Origin of the sequence: Ensifer sp. Root954 (genome assembly GCF_001429005.1) — a bacterium.
GTDB lineage: Bacteria > Pseudomonadota > Alphaproteobacteria > Rhizobiales > Rhizobiaceae > Ensifer > Ensifer adhaerens.
Window position 1 is genome coordinate 460614 of the sequence record NZ_LMJM01000052.1, and the last position, 15717, is coordinate 476330.

At 64.5% G+C, this 15717-nt stretch carries 18 protein-coding genes; 9 read left to right on the forward strand and 9 right to left on the reverse strand.

Annotation, left to right across the window (positions count from 1 at the left end; all coding sequences use genetic code 11):
• Positions 1 to 3: 3 nt before the first annotated feature.
• Positions 4 to 882: an EamA family transporter gene (locus ASE71_RS32760; protein WP_060519618.1), complete on the reverse strand. Its 879-nt coding sequence runs from the start codon at positions 880 to 882 to the stop codon at positions 4 to 6.
• Positions 883 to 971: 89 nt separating this feature from the next.
• Between ASE71_RS32760 and ASE71_RS32765 the strand changes: the two genes are divergently transcribed.
• The gene (locus ASE71_RS32765) at positions 972 to 1466 is read left to right on the forward strand and encodes a MarR family winged helix-turn-helix transcriptional regulator (RefSeq protein ID WP_113135386.1); all 495 of its coding nucleotides are present in this window, start codon (positions 972 to 974) and stop codon (positions 1464 to 1466) included.
• A gap of 6 nt (positions 1467 to 1472) precedes the next feature.
• On the opposite strand, the gene ASE71_RS32770 is transcribed toward ASE71_RS32765, so the two are convergent.
• The 4 genes from ASE71_RS32770 to ASE71_RS32785 all read right to left on the reverse strand — a co-directional run bounded on the left by ASE71_RS32770 (position 1473) and on the right by ASE71_RS32785 (position 6366).
• Positions 1473 to 2063 carry an NAD(P)H-dependent oxidoreductase gene (locus tag ASE71_RS32770; RefSeq protein ID WP_060519616.1) on the reverse strand — a complete coding sequence of 197 codons (591 nt, stop codon included), beginning with the start codon at positions 2061 to 2063 and terminating at the stop codon, positions 1473 to 1475.
• Between the two features lie 153 nt (positions 2064 to 2216).
• Entirely contained in the window at positions 2217 to 2801 is a 585-nt protein-coding gene (locus ASE71_RS32775; protein ID WP_060519615.1) for a chloramphenicol phosphotransferase CPT family protein, read from the reverse strand.
• Between the two features lie 66 nt (positions 2802 to 2867).
• Positions 2868 to 4472, reverse strand: coding sequence for an exodeoxyribonuclease VII large subunit (gene xseA, locus ASE71_RS32780; RefSeq protein WP_060519613.1), 1605 nt, complete (start codon positions 4470 to 4472; stop codon positions 2868 to 2870).
• 73 nt (positions 4473 to 4545) lie between these two features.
• A complete protein-coding gene (locus tag ASE71_RS32785; protein WP_113544677.1) occupies positions 4546 to 6366 on the reverse strand; it encodes a hypothetical protein in 1821 nt (606 codons plus the stop codon).
• Positions 6367 to 6535: 169 nt separating this feature from the next.
• On the opposite strand from ASE71_RS32785, the gene ASE71_RS32790 reads away from it, so the two are divergent.
• The 4 genes from ASE71_RS32790 to ASE71_RS32805 are packed head-to-tail and all read left to right on the forward strand — an operon-like array spanning position 6536 to position 8867.
• Positions 6536 to 7564: a glycosyltransferase family 2 protein gene (locus ASE71_RS32790; protein WP_113544676.1), complete on the forward strand. Its 1029-nt coding sequence runs from the start codon at positions 6536 to 6538 to the stop codon at positions 7562 to 7564.
• Complete coding sequence (locus tag ASE71_RS32795) at positions 7561 to 8268, forward strand: class I SAM-dependent methyltransferase (RefSeq protein ID WP_029742895.1); 708 nt, start codon at positions 7561 to 7563, stop codon at positions 8266 to 8268. The genes ASE71_RS32790 and ASE71_RS32795 overlap by 4 nt, the downstream gene beginning before the upstream one ends.
• A 3-nt stretch (positions 8269 to 8271) precedes the next feature.
• Positions 8272 to 8640, forward strand: a complete 369-nt coding sequence (locus ASE71_RS32800) for a transporter (protein ID WP_234798717.1) — start codon at positions 8272 to 8274, stop codon at positions 8638 to 8640.
• 17 nt (positions 8641 to 8657) lie between these two features.
• The gene (locus tag ASE71_RS32805; RefSeq protein ID WP_060519609.1) at positions 8658 to 8867 is read left to right on the forward strand and encodes a hypothetical protein; all 210 of its coding nucleotides are present in this window, start codon (positions 8658 to 8660) and stop codon (positions 8865 to 8867) included.
• 4 nt (positions 8868 to 8871) lie between these two features.
• On the opposite strand, the gene ASE71_RS32810 is transcribed toward ASE71_RS32805, so the two are convergent.
• On the reverse strand, positions 8872 to 9651 hold the full coding sequence (locus ASE71_RS32810) for a helix-turn-helix domain-containing protein (RefSeq protein WP_060519607.1): 780 nt from the start codon (positions 9649 to 9651) through the stop codon (positions 8872 to 8874).
• A gap of 77 nt (positions 9652 to 9728) precedes the next feature.
• Here ASE71_RS32810 and ASE71_RS32815 point away from each other — a divergent pair, with 77 nt between their 5' ends.
• Positions 9729 to 10184, forward strand: a complete 456-nt coding sequence (locus ASE71_RS32815; protein ID WP_060519605.1) for a hypothetical protein — start codon at positions 9729 to 9731, stop codon at positions 10182 to 10184.
• 66 nt (positions 10185 to 10250) lie between these two features.
• Here the strand turns inward: ASE71_RS32815 and ASE71_RS32820 are convergent, their stop codons facing one another.
• Positions 10251 to 11237: a Gfo/Idh/MocA family protein gene (locus tag ASE71_RS32820; protein WP_060519602.1), complete on the reverse strand. Its 987-nt coding sequence runs from the start codon at positions 11235 to 11237 to the stop codon at positions 10251 to 10253.
• 199 nt (positions 11238 to 11436) lie between these two features.
• Here ASE71_RS32820 and ASE71_RS32825 point away from each other — a divergent pair, with 199 nt between their 5' ends.
• Both ASE71_RS32825 and ASE71_RS32830 read left to right on the forward strand, forming a co-directional pair.
• Positions 11437 to 12387: an aldo/keto reductase gene (locus ASE71_RS32825; protein WP_029742451.1), complete on the forward strand. Its 951-nt coding sequence runs from the start codon at positions 11437 to 11439 to the stop codon at positions 12385 to 12387.
• A gap of 19 nt (positions 12388 to 12406) precedes the next feature.
• The gene (locus ASE71_RS32830) at positions 12407 to 12880 is read left to right on the forward strand and encodes a GNAT family N-acetyltransferase (protein ID WP_060519600.1); all 474 of its coding nucleotides are present in this window, start codon (positions 12407 to 12409) and stop codon (positions 12878 to 12880) included.
• Here the strand turns inward: ASE71_RS32830 and ASE71_RS32835 are convergent.
• Both ASE71_RS32835 and ASE71_RS32840 read right to left on the reverse strand, forming a co-directional pair.
• Positions 12832 to 13467, reverse strand: coding sequence for a hypothetical protein (locus ASE71_RS32835; RefSeq protein WP_060519598.1), 636 nt, complete (start codon positions 13465 to 13467; stop codon positions 12832 to 12834). The genes ASE71_RS32830 and ASE71_RS32835 overlap by 49 nt on opposite strands.
• A gap of 80 nt (positions 13468 to 13547) precedes the next feature.
• Positions 13548 to 14438 (reverse strand): LysR family transcriptional regulator, encoded by an 891-nt coding sequence (locus ASE71_RS32840; RefSeq protein ID WP_060519596.1) that lies wholly within the window; start codon positions 14436 to 14438, stop codon positions 13548 to 13550.
• Between the two features lie 249 nt (positions 14439 to 14687).
• Here ASE71_RS32840 and ASE71_RS32845 point away from each other — a divergent pair, with 249 nt between their 5' ends.
• On the forward strand, positions 14688 to 15683 hold the full coding sequence (locus ASE71_RS32845) for an aldo/keto reductase (protein ID WP_034804639.1): 996 nt from the start codon (positions 14688 to 14690) through the stop codon (positions 15681 to 15683).
• The last annotated feature ends 34 nt before the right edge of the window (positions 15684 to 15717 follow it).

Here is a 15717-nt window from a genome sequence, read left to right on the forward strand (position 1 = left end):
CTTTCAGGCGCGCGCCGGTCGCACCTTCGGGGCGAGTTGCGCGCGCTGGCTGAGCCAGACGCTGACGAAGACGACGAGGATGCCGAGCGCCTGCACCGGCGTCAGTTGCTCGCCGAGCACGCCCCAGCCGAGCAGGATGGCAACGACCGGGCTCAGGAAACCGAGCGGCGAGACGGCAGAAGGTTCGAGGCGCGACAGGCCGCGGAACCAGAGCAGATAGGTGAAGGCGGCGCCGATCAGGCCGAGATAGGCGAGACCGAGGACGTTGGCGGTGGTCAGCGACGGCAGCGACGGCTCGAAGAACAGCGCCACCGGCACGAGCATGAGGCCACCGGCGGCCAATTGCCAGGCAGTGAAGGTGAGCGGCGGAACCGGCGGCGCCCAGTGGCGGCTCAGCACCGTGCCGAAGGCCATGGAGACGGCTCCGGCGAGACCAGCGAGCACCCCGAGCGGATCGAGCGCGGCGCCCGGCGTCAGCACCAGCAGGGCGACGCCGGCAATGCCCGCAAGGCCGGCAACCACGCTGAGCAGGCGGATCGGCGAGCCCAGGAAGACGCGCGACAACAGGATGACGATCAGCGGCTGAACGGCACCGACGGTTGCGGCGACGCCGCCTGGCAGCCTGTAAGCGGAAACGAACAGCATGGCCCAGAAGAAGGAGAAGTTGAGCGCGCCGAGCACGAAGGTCCGCGGCCACCAGATACCGTCCGGCAGGCGCCGCACAATCAGGAGCAGGAGTAACCCCGCCGGCAGCGCCCGCAGCATGGCAACCGTCAACGGATAGCCAGACGGCAGGAACTCTGTGGTGACGAGATAGGTGCTGCCCCAGATGGCCGGTGCCAGCGCGGTCAAGGCAAGGTCGATGGTGCGGTTCGAACTCATATCTTTACCTCAAGAATCTCTATGTCAAGATAAAATGAGGATAGCGCGGTTTATCTCTAAGTCAAGATACTCTATGCTGAGATAAATGCATGGAGGTTTTGATGGATCGCGTCGACAGGATTTTGGCCCAATGGCACCGGGAGCGGCCGGACCTCGATGTTTCGGCCATGGGCCTGCTTGGCCGGCTCTCACGGGTTTCGACACATATCGCCCGGGAAATCGAGAAGTCGTTTTCCGAGCGCGGATTGAATGCGTCGAGCTTCGACGTGCTCGCGACGCTTCGTCGGTCCGGACCGCCCTATCGGCTTTCGCCCGGAGACCTTCTGGATACGACCATGGTCAGCTCCGGCACCATGACCAACCGCATCGACCAGCTTGAAAAGGCCGGGCTCGTCGAACGGATCGCCAATCCCGAGGACAGGCGGGGGGTGATCATCGCCTTGACCGACGAGGGCTTGCGCCGTGTCGACGAGGCCGCGACCGCGCATGTGGCCAACCAGCATCGCGTCGTTTCCGCGCTGTCGCCCGAGGAACGCGTGGTGCTCAACGCATTGCTGCGCAAATATCTCGCGACCTTCGAGTAGCCGCGATCACAAACTGGAGGCAAGCCGACGGACACGCTGCAGATGCGCCTTGCGCTTGGCGTCGGTCGCCCGGTCCATGTCGTGCAGCGCGAGCATGCGGAAGTTCAGTCCCTTGGCGCAGAAGGCGGCGATGCCGCGCTTCAAAAGCCGCTTCACCGGATTGCCCATGTAGAGATGCACCACCCACCAGGGCGAGCCGGTCGTCGTCAGCGCCCAGAAGAGCTTGATATTGTGGAGCCGCGGGATGATGCGGCCGCCGGCCGGGTCGTTGTCGAAGGCGATGCCCGGCGCAAAGACGCGATCGAAGAAGCCCTTCAGGATCGCCGGAAAATTGAACCACCATTGCGGGAAGACGAGCACCAGCCCATCGGCCGCCTGCAGCCGGCCGATCCAATCTGCCGCGCCTGACCGATCATAGGTGTCGGTGAAGTAACTGCCGCGCTCGGCGACGCTGAGGCGCGGATCGAAATCCTCGCGATAGAGATCGAGCAAGTCGACCGAATGTCCCCTCGCCTCCAAGGCGGCGCACGTTTCACGCGCCACGTTCGCGGCAAAACTGTCTTCGAGCGGGTGGGCAAGCACGAGCAGGATGCGCATGCGGTGTTCCTAACATATTGATCTGGAATCAAGATCCGTCGCCGGGAAAATGAGCTGAAAAATCAACCGAATACAATGCCGTTTTTCGCGACCATCAGGCCGCGCCGAGGAGGCAGTCATGCTCGCTCCCTAGACCGCCAGCAGCCGCCTTCTTCAGAACGGGGATTTGCCCGATCCTGGCCGGGCTTCCAGCCCCAGTGTGTCGAAGACGGAGGGCGAGCGGCGCACCGACCAGGCGGAAATCAACTGCGCGGCGGCGTCATCGGCGGCCTGTCCCGAACCAAGCTCCAGATCATAACACTGTCCGACGTGAATGCGGTGAAAATCATCTGCGGCGCTGCCGATCGGCCGGTCGGCGCGAAGCCGTTCGCGCCGGACCAGTTCGTCGAGTTCACAGTGAAGCGCGACAAAAAACACATCGAACGGCTGAAGCATCACCGCGAGCTCAGACGCCCAGCCGGGCTCTTCGAGAATGTGCTCCAGCAGGAGATTGTTGCCGGCTGACGCATAGGCGACCAGCGAGCGGTGAAAACCGTCGAAGAAACGCGCCCGGTGTTCCTTCCAACGAAAATCGCCGCGGCGGAACCTTTCCATTGGCACCGTCCCCGAATCGCGAAGATGGTCGATCGAAACATGCCAGAACGGCGCGCCGATCTGCGCCTGGACCGCCCGCGCCAGCGTCGATTTCCCGCTGCTGGAAGCGCCGTGGATGAAGATAATCTTGGCTCGCTCGACCATGCCGGGCTCCGTCACTTTCTTGCGAACGCTGGCGTTATGTCGTCGGCATGACAGCGGGATGACGCGCTAGAACAGGTTGCCCTGTTTCGGCGGGTCTCCCGCCGGGTCTGCGGGCTTCGGCTGCTTCTTGCGGGGCGCCGTCGGCGGAGAACCTGGCTCGCCCTCCCCGTCGCCGGCAATCGCCGACACGCGACCGTCGGCAAATTCCAGGCTGAGCGTCATGCCGACCGAGACGGACGCAGCCTGGCGCACCGGCCCGCCTTCGGCATCGCGCACCAGCGCAAAACCGCGCTGCAGGACGTTGCGATAGGAAAGCGACTGCAGGATGCGATCCTGGGCGACGATGACGCTGCGCAGGCGTCGCACGTCGGCGCGCACGGCCGCATCGGACCGGGCAGCAAGCCCGGCGACGCGATCGGATGCCCGATGGATCTGGCCGATGAGGCGCGAGGGTAAGGCGCGCAGCGCAGCGTCGGCCGCAGAAACCCGCGCCTCGCCGCGATGTACCTGCCGCTCGACGATGCGGTCGGCCTTGTTCATGGCATCGACCAGGCGCTGGCGACGCTCGGAAAGCTTGCCCTTGAGAAGGTCGGCACGCAGCTCGGTAGACACGCGTTCGAACTGACGACGCTTGTTCGCCGTGTTCATCGTGAGCCCGCGCCCGAGCCCGAGTGCAGCCTCGTCGAAACGGCGGCGCGGCAGCGCCAGCAACTGGTCGAGCGACGGCAGCGCCCGCGCCAGAGACCGCACCGCCTGGCGGCGATTGTCCATCTGGCGTCCGACAGCCGACTTGAGGCGTGCCGACAGGCCGGAGAGACCGGCTTCGAGATCGGCCCTGACCGGCACCGCCATTTCCGCTGCACCCGTCGGCGTCGGCGCGCGCTGGTCGGCGGCATAGTCGATCAGCGTCCAGTCCGTCTCGTGGCCGACGGCCGAAATCAGCGGGATCCCGGAGGCGGCGGCGGCGCGCACGACGGCCTCGTCGTTGAAGCCCCAGAGGTCTTCGAGGCTGCCGCCGCCACGCGCGACGATCAGGACATCCGGCCGCGCAGTCGGCCCGCCGGGCTCGATCGCGTTGAAGCCGCGGATCGCCGCTGCCACCTCGTCACCCGAGCCATCGCCCTGCACCCGAACCGGCCAGACGACGACATGGACGGGAAAGCGGTCGGCGATGCGGTGCAGGATGTCGCGGATGACGGCACCGGTCGGCGACGTCACGACACCGATCACCTTGGGCATATAGGGCAGCTGCCGCTTGCGATTGGCGTCGAACAGCCCTTCGGCGGCGAGCTTGCGCTTGCGCTCCTCGAGCAGCGCCATCAGCGCGCCGGCGCCGGCCGGTTCCATCGTCTCGATGACGATCTGATACTTCGAAGAGCCCGGGAAGGTCGTGACCTTGCCGGTCGCGATCACCTCCATGCCCTCTTCCGGACGGAAGCGCAGGCGCGAGAAGGTACCCTTCCAGATGACTGCATCGATGCGCGCCCGATCGTCCTTGAGCGCGAAATAGGCGTGGCCCGACGAATGAGGGCCGCGATAGCCGGAGATTTCGCCGCGCACGCGCACCTGGTCGAAGGCCTGTTCGACCGTTCGCTTGATCGAGCCCGAAAGCTCGGACACCGAATATTCGGTGAGGTTGCTCGGAGAATCGCTGTCGAAGAAAGAGGCCATTGCCTCTTTTACCGCACCCTTCGCCGAAGGCCAGCACATCCCTCACGCTTTCCACGCGCCAGGGGCGTGGCGCTCAAGGCGCCAGCGTATAGAGCCGGATGGGCGAGCCTTCCGAAACCGGCAGGGGCGACAGGAATGCCGGCACGCGCCCGGCGGCGAGATCCGCATAGAGACCACGCGGAGCGCGGGCAGCTATGACCTGCGTTTGAGCGTCAACGGCGCAGAAGGCGAGCACCGGCTGCCCGAGCTGGTGCAACAGGACGGCGGCGGCTCCAGGCTCGGCCAGGCCGATCTTCAGTTCGCGGAGCATGCCGGCGGCATTGCGATGATAGGGCGCGCTGAGCACGCGGTGTTCGGTGCGGCGAAGCAGCGTCGCGCCGATATCCGACGGTCCGACGACCAGCGACGGCGCCAGCCGCCCAATATCGGCAAGGGCGGCGTCGGTCAGGCACGCCTCGCCGTTCGTGACCGCTGCTTCCGCGGCAGCAAACCCGCTGATCCCCTTTTCCGCAAGCGTTCCGGCAACGGCCCACATCGCCGGAACGGAAACGAGCAGTGCTCCGACATAGAGAAGGGAGGCGCGGGCGCCAGCCGTTCCGCCGCTCGACCGCGCACGCAGGTCGGTAAGCAGCAGGGCCATCGGCACGATGGCGAGCAGGTTGGAAAATGCCATGCCGCGGACCTGGACGAGGGCGATCGCCAGGCTCGAAAGCACCAAGGCAAGGAGCACCAGATGGAGATCGATCCGGTCGCGACGCAAGATGCGCCAGAGGCAGATGGCCGAGGCAAAGGCGCCGGTGAAATAGTAGGCGCCGATATTGGTCGGCTCCTGCACAGCGATCAGCGTGACGGAACGGGCTTCGGAGATATGGTCGAGCCAGAGCTCGATGAGCAGCGGATCGAGACCGGCCAGTGGATTGCCGAGGCATTGTGGCGCCACAGACAGGGCGACCGCGGCGACGACGAGACCGCAGAGAGCGAGCGCGCCGAAGCGCAGCGCTGGCGCGCGGTGGCTGACAGTGGCGGCGGCGAGCGCGAGGAGGACGCCTCCCGTCAGCGCCAGCGAATAGAAGGCGATCGAGAGATTGTCGCAGGTCGCGACGAAATAGAGGCGCGGCGGCACGGTCGAAAAGAAGATGACGCTGAGGCCGGCTGTCAGCGACAGGCCGAAGGCGACGGTCGAACGCGCGGCCGTCTGGCCGGCCCAGAGCCACTGGCAGGCAACGATTGCGCAGACGATCGCCACGAGTGGCGTGGTTTCGGCACCTACGGCGATCGCGAGTGCGGCCGCCGCTCCCGCAAGCGCATAATTTAGGGCACGATACCGTCGATCGACGAGCATCGCCGCCATGACCGCGGCCAGCACCAGTTGCACATTGTGGTGATCGATGGCGCCCCCGAGGAAACGGTTCGAGGTGGCGATGAAGATCGCGGTCAGCCCCAGGCAGAAATGCATGGCGACCGTGCCGCCGGCACGGCGTCCGGCGAGCCCCATCGCCGCAAGCAGCCCGACCGCGAGCGCCATCGGCCAGATCGCAAGCGCCAGGACTTCCGCCTGCTCCACGCCGACAAAAGGCCGAAAAATCGACATGAGCCCGGCGATCGGCAGATCGATCAGGCGCGACCAGTGCATCAGCGTTCCGCCCTCGAGCCCCAGGCGGGGCTGGGTGAGGTCGAACCAGCTCTGTCCGGCGAGGAGGTCGCGCACCTCGACCAGGCGCATGGCATCGTCATTGTCGCGGCCGAGATAATCCGGCGCCCGCATGAACTGGGTGACGAGGAAAAGAACCGTGGGCACGCCATAGGCGAGCACCATCCCAAGGAGGCTCGACGAGAGCCGCCGCTGCCTGGGCGTAGCCGCCATTTCCGGTAGTGCCGCCATTCCGCTCGACATAGGTTCCCGCCCTCTAGATCGCGTGGATCTTACGTCCCTGCGATCAAGAAAGCGTAAAGCGCGCGGCGGCGAGGCCGGTCGCTTCAACCGGCCCGCGCGGCGCACCTTGGCGTCTTGTTAACACCCTGATCCTATGATGGCGCGATCCAACAGCAACCGAGCCACCTTGATGTTCGACCGCTTCAACATCGCCGTTCTCCTGCCTTGCTACAACGAAGCATCGACCATCGGACAGGTGGTCGAGGGTTTCCAGACGGCACTGCCGACGGCGCGAATTTACGTCTACGACAACAACTCGACCGACGGCACGGCGTTGAAGGCGATGCTTGCCGGCGCGACCGTCGTACGTGAACGCCGGCAGGGCAAGGGGCACGTGGTGCGCCGCATGCTCGCCGATATCGACGCCGACATCTATGTCATGGCCGACGGCGACAGCACCTATTGCCCGACCGATGCGGAAGACCTGATCCGCACCTTGATCACCGAGCGCGCCGACATGGTCGTCGGCACGCGGCGCGGCGTTCACGACGATGCCGGCAGGCAGGGTCACGCCTTCGGCAACAGGCTTTTCAACATTCTGTACCGGGAAATTTTCGGCACCGATTTCAACGACATCTTCTCCGGCTACCGCGTGCTCTCGCGCCGCTTCGCCAAGAGCTTCCCGGCGATTTCCAACGGCTTTGAAATCGAGACGGAGATGTCCGTCCATGCCTCGCGTCTCAAACTGCCGGTCGCGGAGCTTGAACTGGACTATGGCCGGCGCCCGGAAGGTTCCCATTCCAAGCTGTCGACATACAAGGATGGCGCCAAGATCCTCTGGACCTTCGCCATGCTCATGAAAGAAACGCGGCCCTTCACGTTCTTCGGCGTGATCGCCATGGCGTTCTTTGCGACGAGCATCGGCTTCATGATGCCTGTCTTGCTCGAATATTTCGCCACAGGCCTCGTGCCGCGCATGCCGACCTGGGTCCTCGCCCTGGCCATGCTGATGATGTCGATCATCATGTTCACCGCAGGCCTGATCCTCGATTCGGTCTCGCGCGCACGCACCGAGCAGCTCCGGCTGCACTACATCGCGACACCGGTACGGGCTGCGCCGCTGGAGAAGGTCGATAGCGGCGTCGCCCTGCCCCGGAGCGAGGACCAGGAAGCCGGCTTGCAGTCGGCACCACGCATTGTGCGGGAGCGCCGCGGATGAACCGGGAAACGACCAACCGCATACGCTTCCTGATCGAAGACGTAATTCCGCCGATCCTCAGGGATTCACGCCTGTTCAAGGGCATGGCGAGCCTCGCCTGGGGCAAGCACATCGCCCACCTCGCCGACTTTCGCGCACGGGCGCCGTTCCTGTCGGCGAACGAGTACGAGGACCTCTACCGGCAGCACCCGAGAGTGCACGAGGGAACGGACAATTCCGAAGCCTGCGTGCGCAAGATCGCGGCAAGCGTCGTCGGCGACAGCGTCTGCGACGTCGGTTGCGGCACCGGCGTTCTGTTGAAGCGTATCCGGGAAGCCAAGCCCGACCTTAAACGCCTCGCCGGTGTCGACTTCGCCATCGACGATGCGGCCCGGATCGAAGGCATCGAATATCACGCCGCGATGATCGAGGACCTGCCCTTTGCGGACGGCGAATTCGACACGGTCGTCTGCACGCATGTGATCGAGCACATTCTCGACTACCGCAAGGCGATCGCCGAGCTTCGCCGGGTCACCCGCCGGCGCCTGATCATCGTCGTGCCGCGCGAGCGCGAGTACCGCTACACCTTCAATCCGCACTTCAATTTCTTTCCCTATACCCACTCCTTCCTGCGGGCGATGCATCCCGTTCCGGCCGAGCACACATGCGTCGATATCGGCCGCGATATCTTCTATTGCGAAGACAGAACTGCCGCGGCGGAGTGAGGCATGGCGATGAACCTCAATCTCACGCCCACCGTCTGGTTCGGGCTGTTCTTCACGCCGGTGCTGATCTCGGCCGGGCAGATCCTCTTCAAGCTGACAAGCGCGAAGACCGGGAATGCCAGTGCCCAGGGGCTCTTGGCTCTGGCCCTCAGCCCCACCCTGCTGATCGCGCTCGCCGTCTATGGCATCGGCACGATCATCTGGATCTTCACGATCAAGTCGGTGCCACTGACGATCGCCTATTCCTTCATGGCGCTTACCTTCTGCATCGTGCCGCTGCTTGCCGCCGTCTTTCTCGGCGAGGCGGTGACGCTGCGCTACGCCTTCGGCGCCGCGCTGATCATCAGCGGCATGATCATCATCAACTCCTAAGGGGATAAGCGGGCCTCATGATCGTCACCGCATCCTTCGTCCTCGGCATTGCCGTATGCGGCCTCAAATCCGCCCGCGCCTGCCTGTTTGCCGGCACGGGGTTGCTGGCGCTTGCCGGCGCAAGCGGCGACTGGATCCAGGCGGCGGCAGCGATCGGCGCTTACAACATGGGCGTCGCGCTGATGATTTGCGGCGCGATTGCCATCGGCCTGGAGCGCGACCGATAGCCGATCATCCCTTGCGTTCGAAAAACGCCTTGGTCTCCTCGTCGGCCGGAAAGAAAGATTCGATCAGCACCCCCTCGACCAGCGCATCCTGGGTCGAGCCGAAGGTCTGAAGCGTGGTGATGAAGCTTAAGCGCAAGCCGCCGATGTCGAGCTCGATCGGCAGCACCGGCAACCGGTCAGTGTCCGGATGGTTTTCGGTCGCACGCGCCACGGCCGGATTGGACGCCGCTTTTTCCAGCCGCTTGCCGAGGCGGCTGCGGGGACCCTGCAGCCAGGCTTCGGTTCTGACCCGCTGCACCAGATCGGCGGCCGCGGCCTCCCAGTTGACGACCAGCTTGCGCACATTGTCGTTACCGAGAAACGTGTCGAGAAAGTTCTCGCCGGGCTGGAACGGAATGTCGGCGGCAACCGCGAGGCTCGCCAGCGCCGGATTGACGACCAGCAGCGTATACTCGTGGTCGAGCACCAGCCCCGGATAAGGATCGTGGCGCGCCAGGATCAGCCTGATGGCATTGGCAACGACCGGCGGCATGGCGTCCAGCCCGGCGGCGGGCCGCGTCGCCATGCGCGGTCGATAGCCGGCTGCCGAAAACAGCGTGCCCTGGTCGCGGGCGGGGACTTCCAGCACGGAGGCCAGCCGCAGGATCATGCCCTCCGACGGTTTCGAGCGGCCGGTTTCGAGAAAGGACAGGTGGCGCGCCGAGATGCCGGCGGCAACCGCAAGATCAAGCTGGCTCATGCGGCGATGCCCGCGCCATTCCTTCAGATGTTCACCAAACTGCATGGATCGTGATTCTCCGTTCTGCCGGAGAGTGGCGCGCGCCGGTCGTAAAATCCATTACCTCAGAGGTAATTGGTTTGATGACACCGAACCGGCAATCTCCGGTCATCGACAAACCGATGGAGCCGACGATGAACCTCTCGAACCGCAGCCTGCTCAACAAGACCTTCCTTGCCGACGGCGTCTACTCTCTTGCCGTCGGCGCCGTGCTGATCCTTTTTGCCGCCCCGCTTGCTTCGCTCTTCAGCCCCGCCGCGACAGCGCCGATGATGAAGACCCTCGGCGTCGGGTTGGTATTTTGGGGGATCTTCCACCTTGCCGCGGCGCGCAACGGCGGGCCGGTCGCAGCAGCGGCACGCGTCAGCATCGCTGGCGACATCCTTTGGCAGGTGGCAAGCGTAGCACTGCTGGTCGCGGCTTACCCGTTCCTCACAGTCGCGGGTATCGGCTTCATCGTCATCGGCCTGATCACGGTCGCCGACTTTCTGATCTTCAAGCTGCGCGGCCTTGCGCGGGAACAGGCAGCGATTGCCTGACGGGATGATCGCTGGAGATGAAGAGGAAAGGGCCTGCCGGCAAAACCAGCGGGCCCTTTCCGTTGATCAGATGGTCTCCCAACCGTCCCTGGCGCTGGCGCGGTAGATCGCGTCGATGAATTTCTGATTGAGGCGGGAGTTTTCCAGCGTCACCACTTCCTCGTCCTCGCCCTTGGCCGCGCGGGCGAAAGCCTCCGCCTGGAGCTTGTACTGGCGCGCGTCCTGGAAGCGGAAAAGCTGGGATTGGGCGTGGTTCTGGTTCGTCAACTCCACTTCCTCGCGGCCATAGCGGTCAGCGTTGAAGGGCGACTTCACCTCGATGAAGCCCTTGTCGCCGTGGAAGACCATGACCTGGCGGGCCGCCAACTGGGTGGAGATGTAGAAGCTCAGCTCGAAGTCGCCGAAATCGGCGCGCACGCTCGAATAGATATCCGTGCCGAATTCCGGATCGCGATCGGTGTTTGCCTGGACGCGCACCGGCTCCTTGGCCGTGACGAAGCGGGTGGTGATCGTCGGGTATACGCCGATATCCGGCAGGCCGCCGCCACCGAGCGCCGGGATGTTGCGCATGTTGTTGGGGTCGCGGTTGAAATAGGTGAAGGCGCCCTGGACGTGGCGCAGCCGGCCGATCGCGCCTTCGGCGATCAGGGAGCGGACCTTTCGCCAGACCGGGCTATAGGTGACCATGAAGGCTTCGGCGATTACGACGCCGTTGCGGTCACGTGCGGCGATGAGCTGGTCGATCTCAGAGGCGCGCAGGGCAATCGGCTTTTCGCAAAGCACATGCTTGCCGGCATTGGCGGCCTTGACCGACCATTCCACATGTTGCGCCGTCGGCAGCGGAATGTAGACCGCATCGATGACATCGGAAGCGAGCATCTCTTCGTAGGAACCGAAGGCGTGCGGCGCGGAGAAGCGATCGGCCATTGCCCGGGCCTTGGCGAAGTCGCGGCTGGCGACAGCCGAGACGACGGCGTTTTCCGCATCCTGAATGGCCGGCACGACGAGGTCGCGGCCGATCCTGGCCGTGGACAGAATTCCGAAACGTAACATGACAAGGCTCCCTGATTTGGTGGCAGAGACTAGCGCCGAGGTACGTACCTAGCAAGCGGCAGTGAGCGGTTTGGCGAAGAAGTACGACGTGCAGAAAATTGCCGAAAGGCGGGTGACAATGTCAGCTTTTCTGCCCTATCTTTCCTTCGCAATCCTCCCGATCGCAACATGCCCTCATCCAGTCCAATGGAGCGAAACCATGGAAAAACTGAGACTTGGCCGCACCGACCTGACAATCGCGCCCCTCGTCTTCGGCGGCAATGTCTTCGGCTGGACCGCCGACGAGAAGACCTCTTTCGCGCTGCTCGACGCCTTTTTCGATGCCGGCTTCAATGCCATCGACACCGCCGATGTCTATTCCTCCTGGGCGCCCGGCAATCAGGGCGGCGAGTCCGAAACGATCATCGGCAAGTGGCTGAAACAGTCGGGCCGGTCGCGCGACAAGGCCGTCATCGTCACCAAGGTCGGCTCGGAGCTCGGCCCCGACCGCAAGGGGCTTTCGCGCCGCTGGATCCTGCAGGCGGTCGAAGATTCGCTGAAGCGGCTACAGACCGACCATATCGATCTTTATCTCTCGCACTGGCCAGACCCCGACACGCCTTACGAGGAGACGCTTGCGGCCTACGACCAGCTGCTGTCCGAAGGCAAGGTGCGGGCGATCGGCGCCTCCAACCTGAACTCGCTGCAACTGCGCGAGGCGCTCGACGTGTCCGCCAACCAGGGCCTGCCCCGCTATCAGGTGCTGCAGCCGGAATACAATCTCTACGACCGCGACGCATTCGAAGGACCGCTGCGCGACCTCTGCATCGCCGAGGAGATCGGCGTCATCAGCTATTTCGGGCTGGCGCGGGGCTTCCTTTCGGGGAAATACCGCACCCACAAGGACCTCGAAGGCTCCGTGCGCGGCAGCGGAGTCGAGAAATATCTCGACGGACGCGGCATGCGCATCCTTGGCGTTCTCGACGACATCGCGGCCGACACGGGCGCGACCCAGGCGGAAATCGCGCTCGCCTGGATCCGGACACGCAAGGGCGTCACAGCGCCGATCGCCAGCGCCACCAGCCTTGAGCAATTGCAAAGCCTCATTCGCTCCGCGGAACTCAAGTTGTCGGACGAGGCGGTGCAAAAACTCAACGACGTCGGTGAGTGACGGGAGCAAAAACCACACAATGGCATTGACGATACGCGCCGCGACTGGCGGCGACGAGGCGGACTGGCGCCGCCTCTGGGCTGGCTATGTCGCCTTTTCCGGCACCGATCTCGCCGAAGACGTCATCGACCTCACCTGGAAGAGGGTTATGGATCCCGCCGCACCGCTCTTTGCGCGGCTGGCGATGCTCGACGGGCAGGTGGTCGGCTTTGCGATCTGCCAGGAGCAGCTCGCCACCTTCTTTCGCCGGCCGATCTGCTACATCGAGGATCTCTATGTCGATCCTGCAGCGCGCGGCCAGGGCGTGGCGCGGGCGATGATCGACGATCTCATTGCGCATTGCCAGGAGAAGGGCTGGGACCGGCTCTACTGGTACACCGAGGCCGACAATGCGACGGCGCGGCGGCTCTATGACCGCTACTCCGGCACCGACGAGCATGTGCGCTACAAGGTGAATATCGGCGCGGCCCTCAAATCCGGAAACCCGGCATAGGCCTCGGCGTGGCGGCCGGCCTGGTTCGCCATGCCGGCCTTGGTCAGGACACCGCGCGGCTCAACGAAGCTCATGATCCGGCGCGCCGGCCGCTCGTGCCACTGGATGTTGAAAGCCCATAGCTTTGGGAAAAAGCAGAGCGAGGCGTAGGGCAGATGGTCGTGGATCCACCAGGCGATCGACTGCCAGCCGCCGATCTCGCCGCGTCGATCCCAGACCCAGGGAATGACGATGCAGGCGGTGGCGCCGATGCACCCGTCGGCATCGCGCATGTCCCAGATGTGGTCGGCGGCAGAGGCCGCATTGGTCGAGCAGTTGAGCCCATTGGCATTGCCGAAGCCGTTGACGGCGCGGTTGCGGTAGCCCGAGCGGATGACGAGGCGGCCGAAGGTCGCTTCCAGCGGTTCCAGCAGTTCCTCGCAGAGACGGCGCCCGGCCTCGATCGCCAGATCCGGATCATCGGGAATGTTCGGGATACGGTAGAAGTCGGCGATTTCCGAATGCAGGAAATCGCGAAAGAAGAAGTTTCGAGAAAGCCGCACCCGGCCGAGATCTTCAAGACCCTTCATCGAACCGGGCTTTTTCATAGGCCTTCCTCTCATCAAGACACGAAACCAATGGCATTCCAGATCCGGGCCCGTCGCGCCACCCGATTTTGCGCCGGCTGCTATCCGCTGTGCCGGAAGAAGTCGATGAAAGCGCGCAGTGCCGGCCGCATCTGCCGGCGGCTCGGATAGTAGAGATAGGGGCCGGCATAGGGCGCGCACCAGTCCTCCATGACGCGCACCAGCTTCCCTTCGGCAATCGCGGTCTCGACCCGTAAGAGGAAGAGATAGGCGAGACCGGCGCCGCCCATTGTCGCCTTGATGATCGGCCGGTCCTCGCCAAGGATCAGCGGTCCCTCGACCGATACCGTCAATTCCTCGCCATGCTTCTCGAATTCCCAGCGATAGAGCGTGCCGTTGGAGAAGCGCCGGCGGATGCAGCGATGCTGCGCGAGGTCGCGCGGATGCTGCGGCCGGCCATAGCGTTGGAAATATTCGGGAGACGCGACGACGGCGCTTTCCAGCTCCGGGCCGACCTTCACCGCGATCATGTCGGCCTCCAGGCTCTCGCCGAGCCGGATGCCGGCGTCGAAACCTTCTTCGACGATATCGGTGAAGCCGTCCTCGTTGGCGATTTCGAGCACGATCTCGGGATACCGATCCAGGAAGGCGCCCAGGCGCGGCGCCAGGATCAGATCGGCAGCGAACCGCGGTGCGGTGATGCGCAGATTGCCGGCCGGGCGCTCGCGGGCGTCGGCGGCTGCCTCCAGTGCATGGGCGATCTCGTCGAGCGCCGGCGCCAACCGTTCGAGCAGCCGGCGCCCCTCCTCCGTCGGGGCGACGCTGCGGGTGGTACGGGCCAGCAGACGAATGCCGAGGCTCGCCTCGAGGCTGCCGATGGCGTGGCTGACGGCCGAAGGTGCGACACCCAGTTCGCGCGCGGCACCACGAAAGCTGCCGTGGGCGGCGACGGCGGCCAATACCGCGAGTTGGGAGAGCTGTGTTCTGTTCATTGATCGAAATAATAGAACAGCCCGTGAGAATTGACAGTGATTTTCAGCCGCCCCATCGAGCCCTATTCTTCACATGTCGCCAGCGTCAGGACGAAGCGAGGAGCTCGTCTGGCGATGAGGCAGAGGAACCCGTCGCGCCGCCACAAAAGGGCGTGGGCGGCGGTGCCACCCACCATTTCATGCCTCGGAAGATAGACGTGCGCTCCCAACGCGCTAGCTCCGACGCATGGCAGCCATAAAGGACACGACATGAAGACCCGCAAACTCGGAAGTGAGCTTACCGTCTCCACCATCGGCCTTGGATGCATGGGCATGAGTTTCGCCTATGGCGCTGCGGACGAAGCGGAATCGATCCGCACGCTGCAGCGCGCCGTCGATCTCGGCGTCACCTTCTTCGACACGGCCGAAGTCTATGGTCCCTTCGAGAACGAAAAGCTCGTCGGCAAGGCGCTCGGCCCGGTGCGTGACAAGGTGGTCATCGCCACCAAGTTCGGCTTCCGCATCGAGACCGGCGTGCCGAGCGTCCAGGCGATCAGGGGCGTCGACGGCCGGCCGGAGCATGCGAAGGCGGTAGCGGAAGCCTCGCTCAAGCGGCTCGGCACAGATGTCATCGATCTCTACTACCAGCACCGCGTCGACCCTGACGTACCGATCGAGGACACCGTCGGCGCCATGGCCGAGCTGGTGCGCGAGGGCAAGGTGCGCGCGCTCGGCCTTTCGGAAGCGAGTGCCGCCACCATCCGCCGCGCCCACAAGGTTCATCCGATCGCCGCGGTGCAGAGCGAGTATTCGCTGTGGACGCGCGATCCGGAAGAAGACGTGCTTGCCACTTGCCGCGAACTCGGCATCGGTTTCGTGCCATACAGCCCGCTTGGACGCGGCATGCTGACCGGCGCGATCCGCAAAGCCGAGGATCTGGAAGCCGACGATTTTCGCCGCTCGCTGCCGCGGTTCCAGGCGGAGAACTTCGACGCCAACGTCCGACTGGTCGAGACGCTGCAGGCGCTGGCCGAGGAGAAGGGCGTGACCGCCGCCCAGCTGGCGCTCGCCTGGGTCATCAACCAAGGCGATTTCATCGTGCCGATCCCGGGTGCCCGCAAGCTCGACCATCTGGAGCAGAACGCCGCCGCTGCGGAAATCCGGCTCACGGTCGAAGAAACCACCCGGCTGTCCGACGCACTCTCGCCGACCCTGGTCGCAGGAAAACGCTACACCGACGCCTCGCTGGCACTCACCAATCGTTGAGCCAAAATTTCTCTCCGCTCCCGCAGCGGAGAGA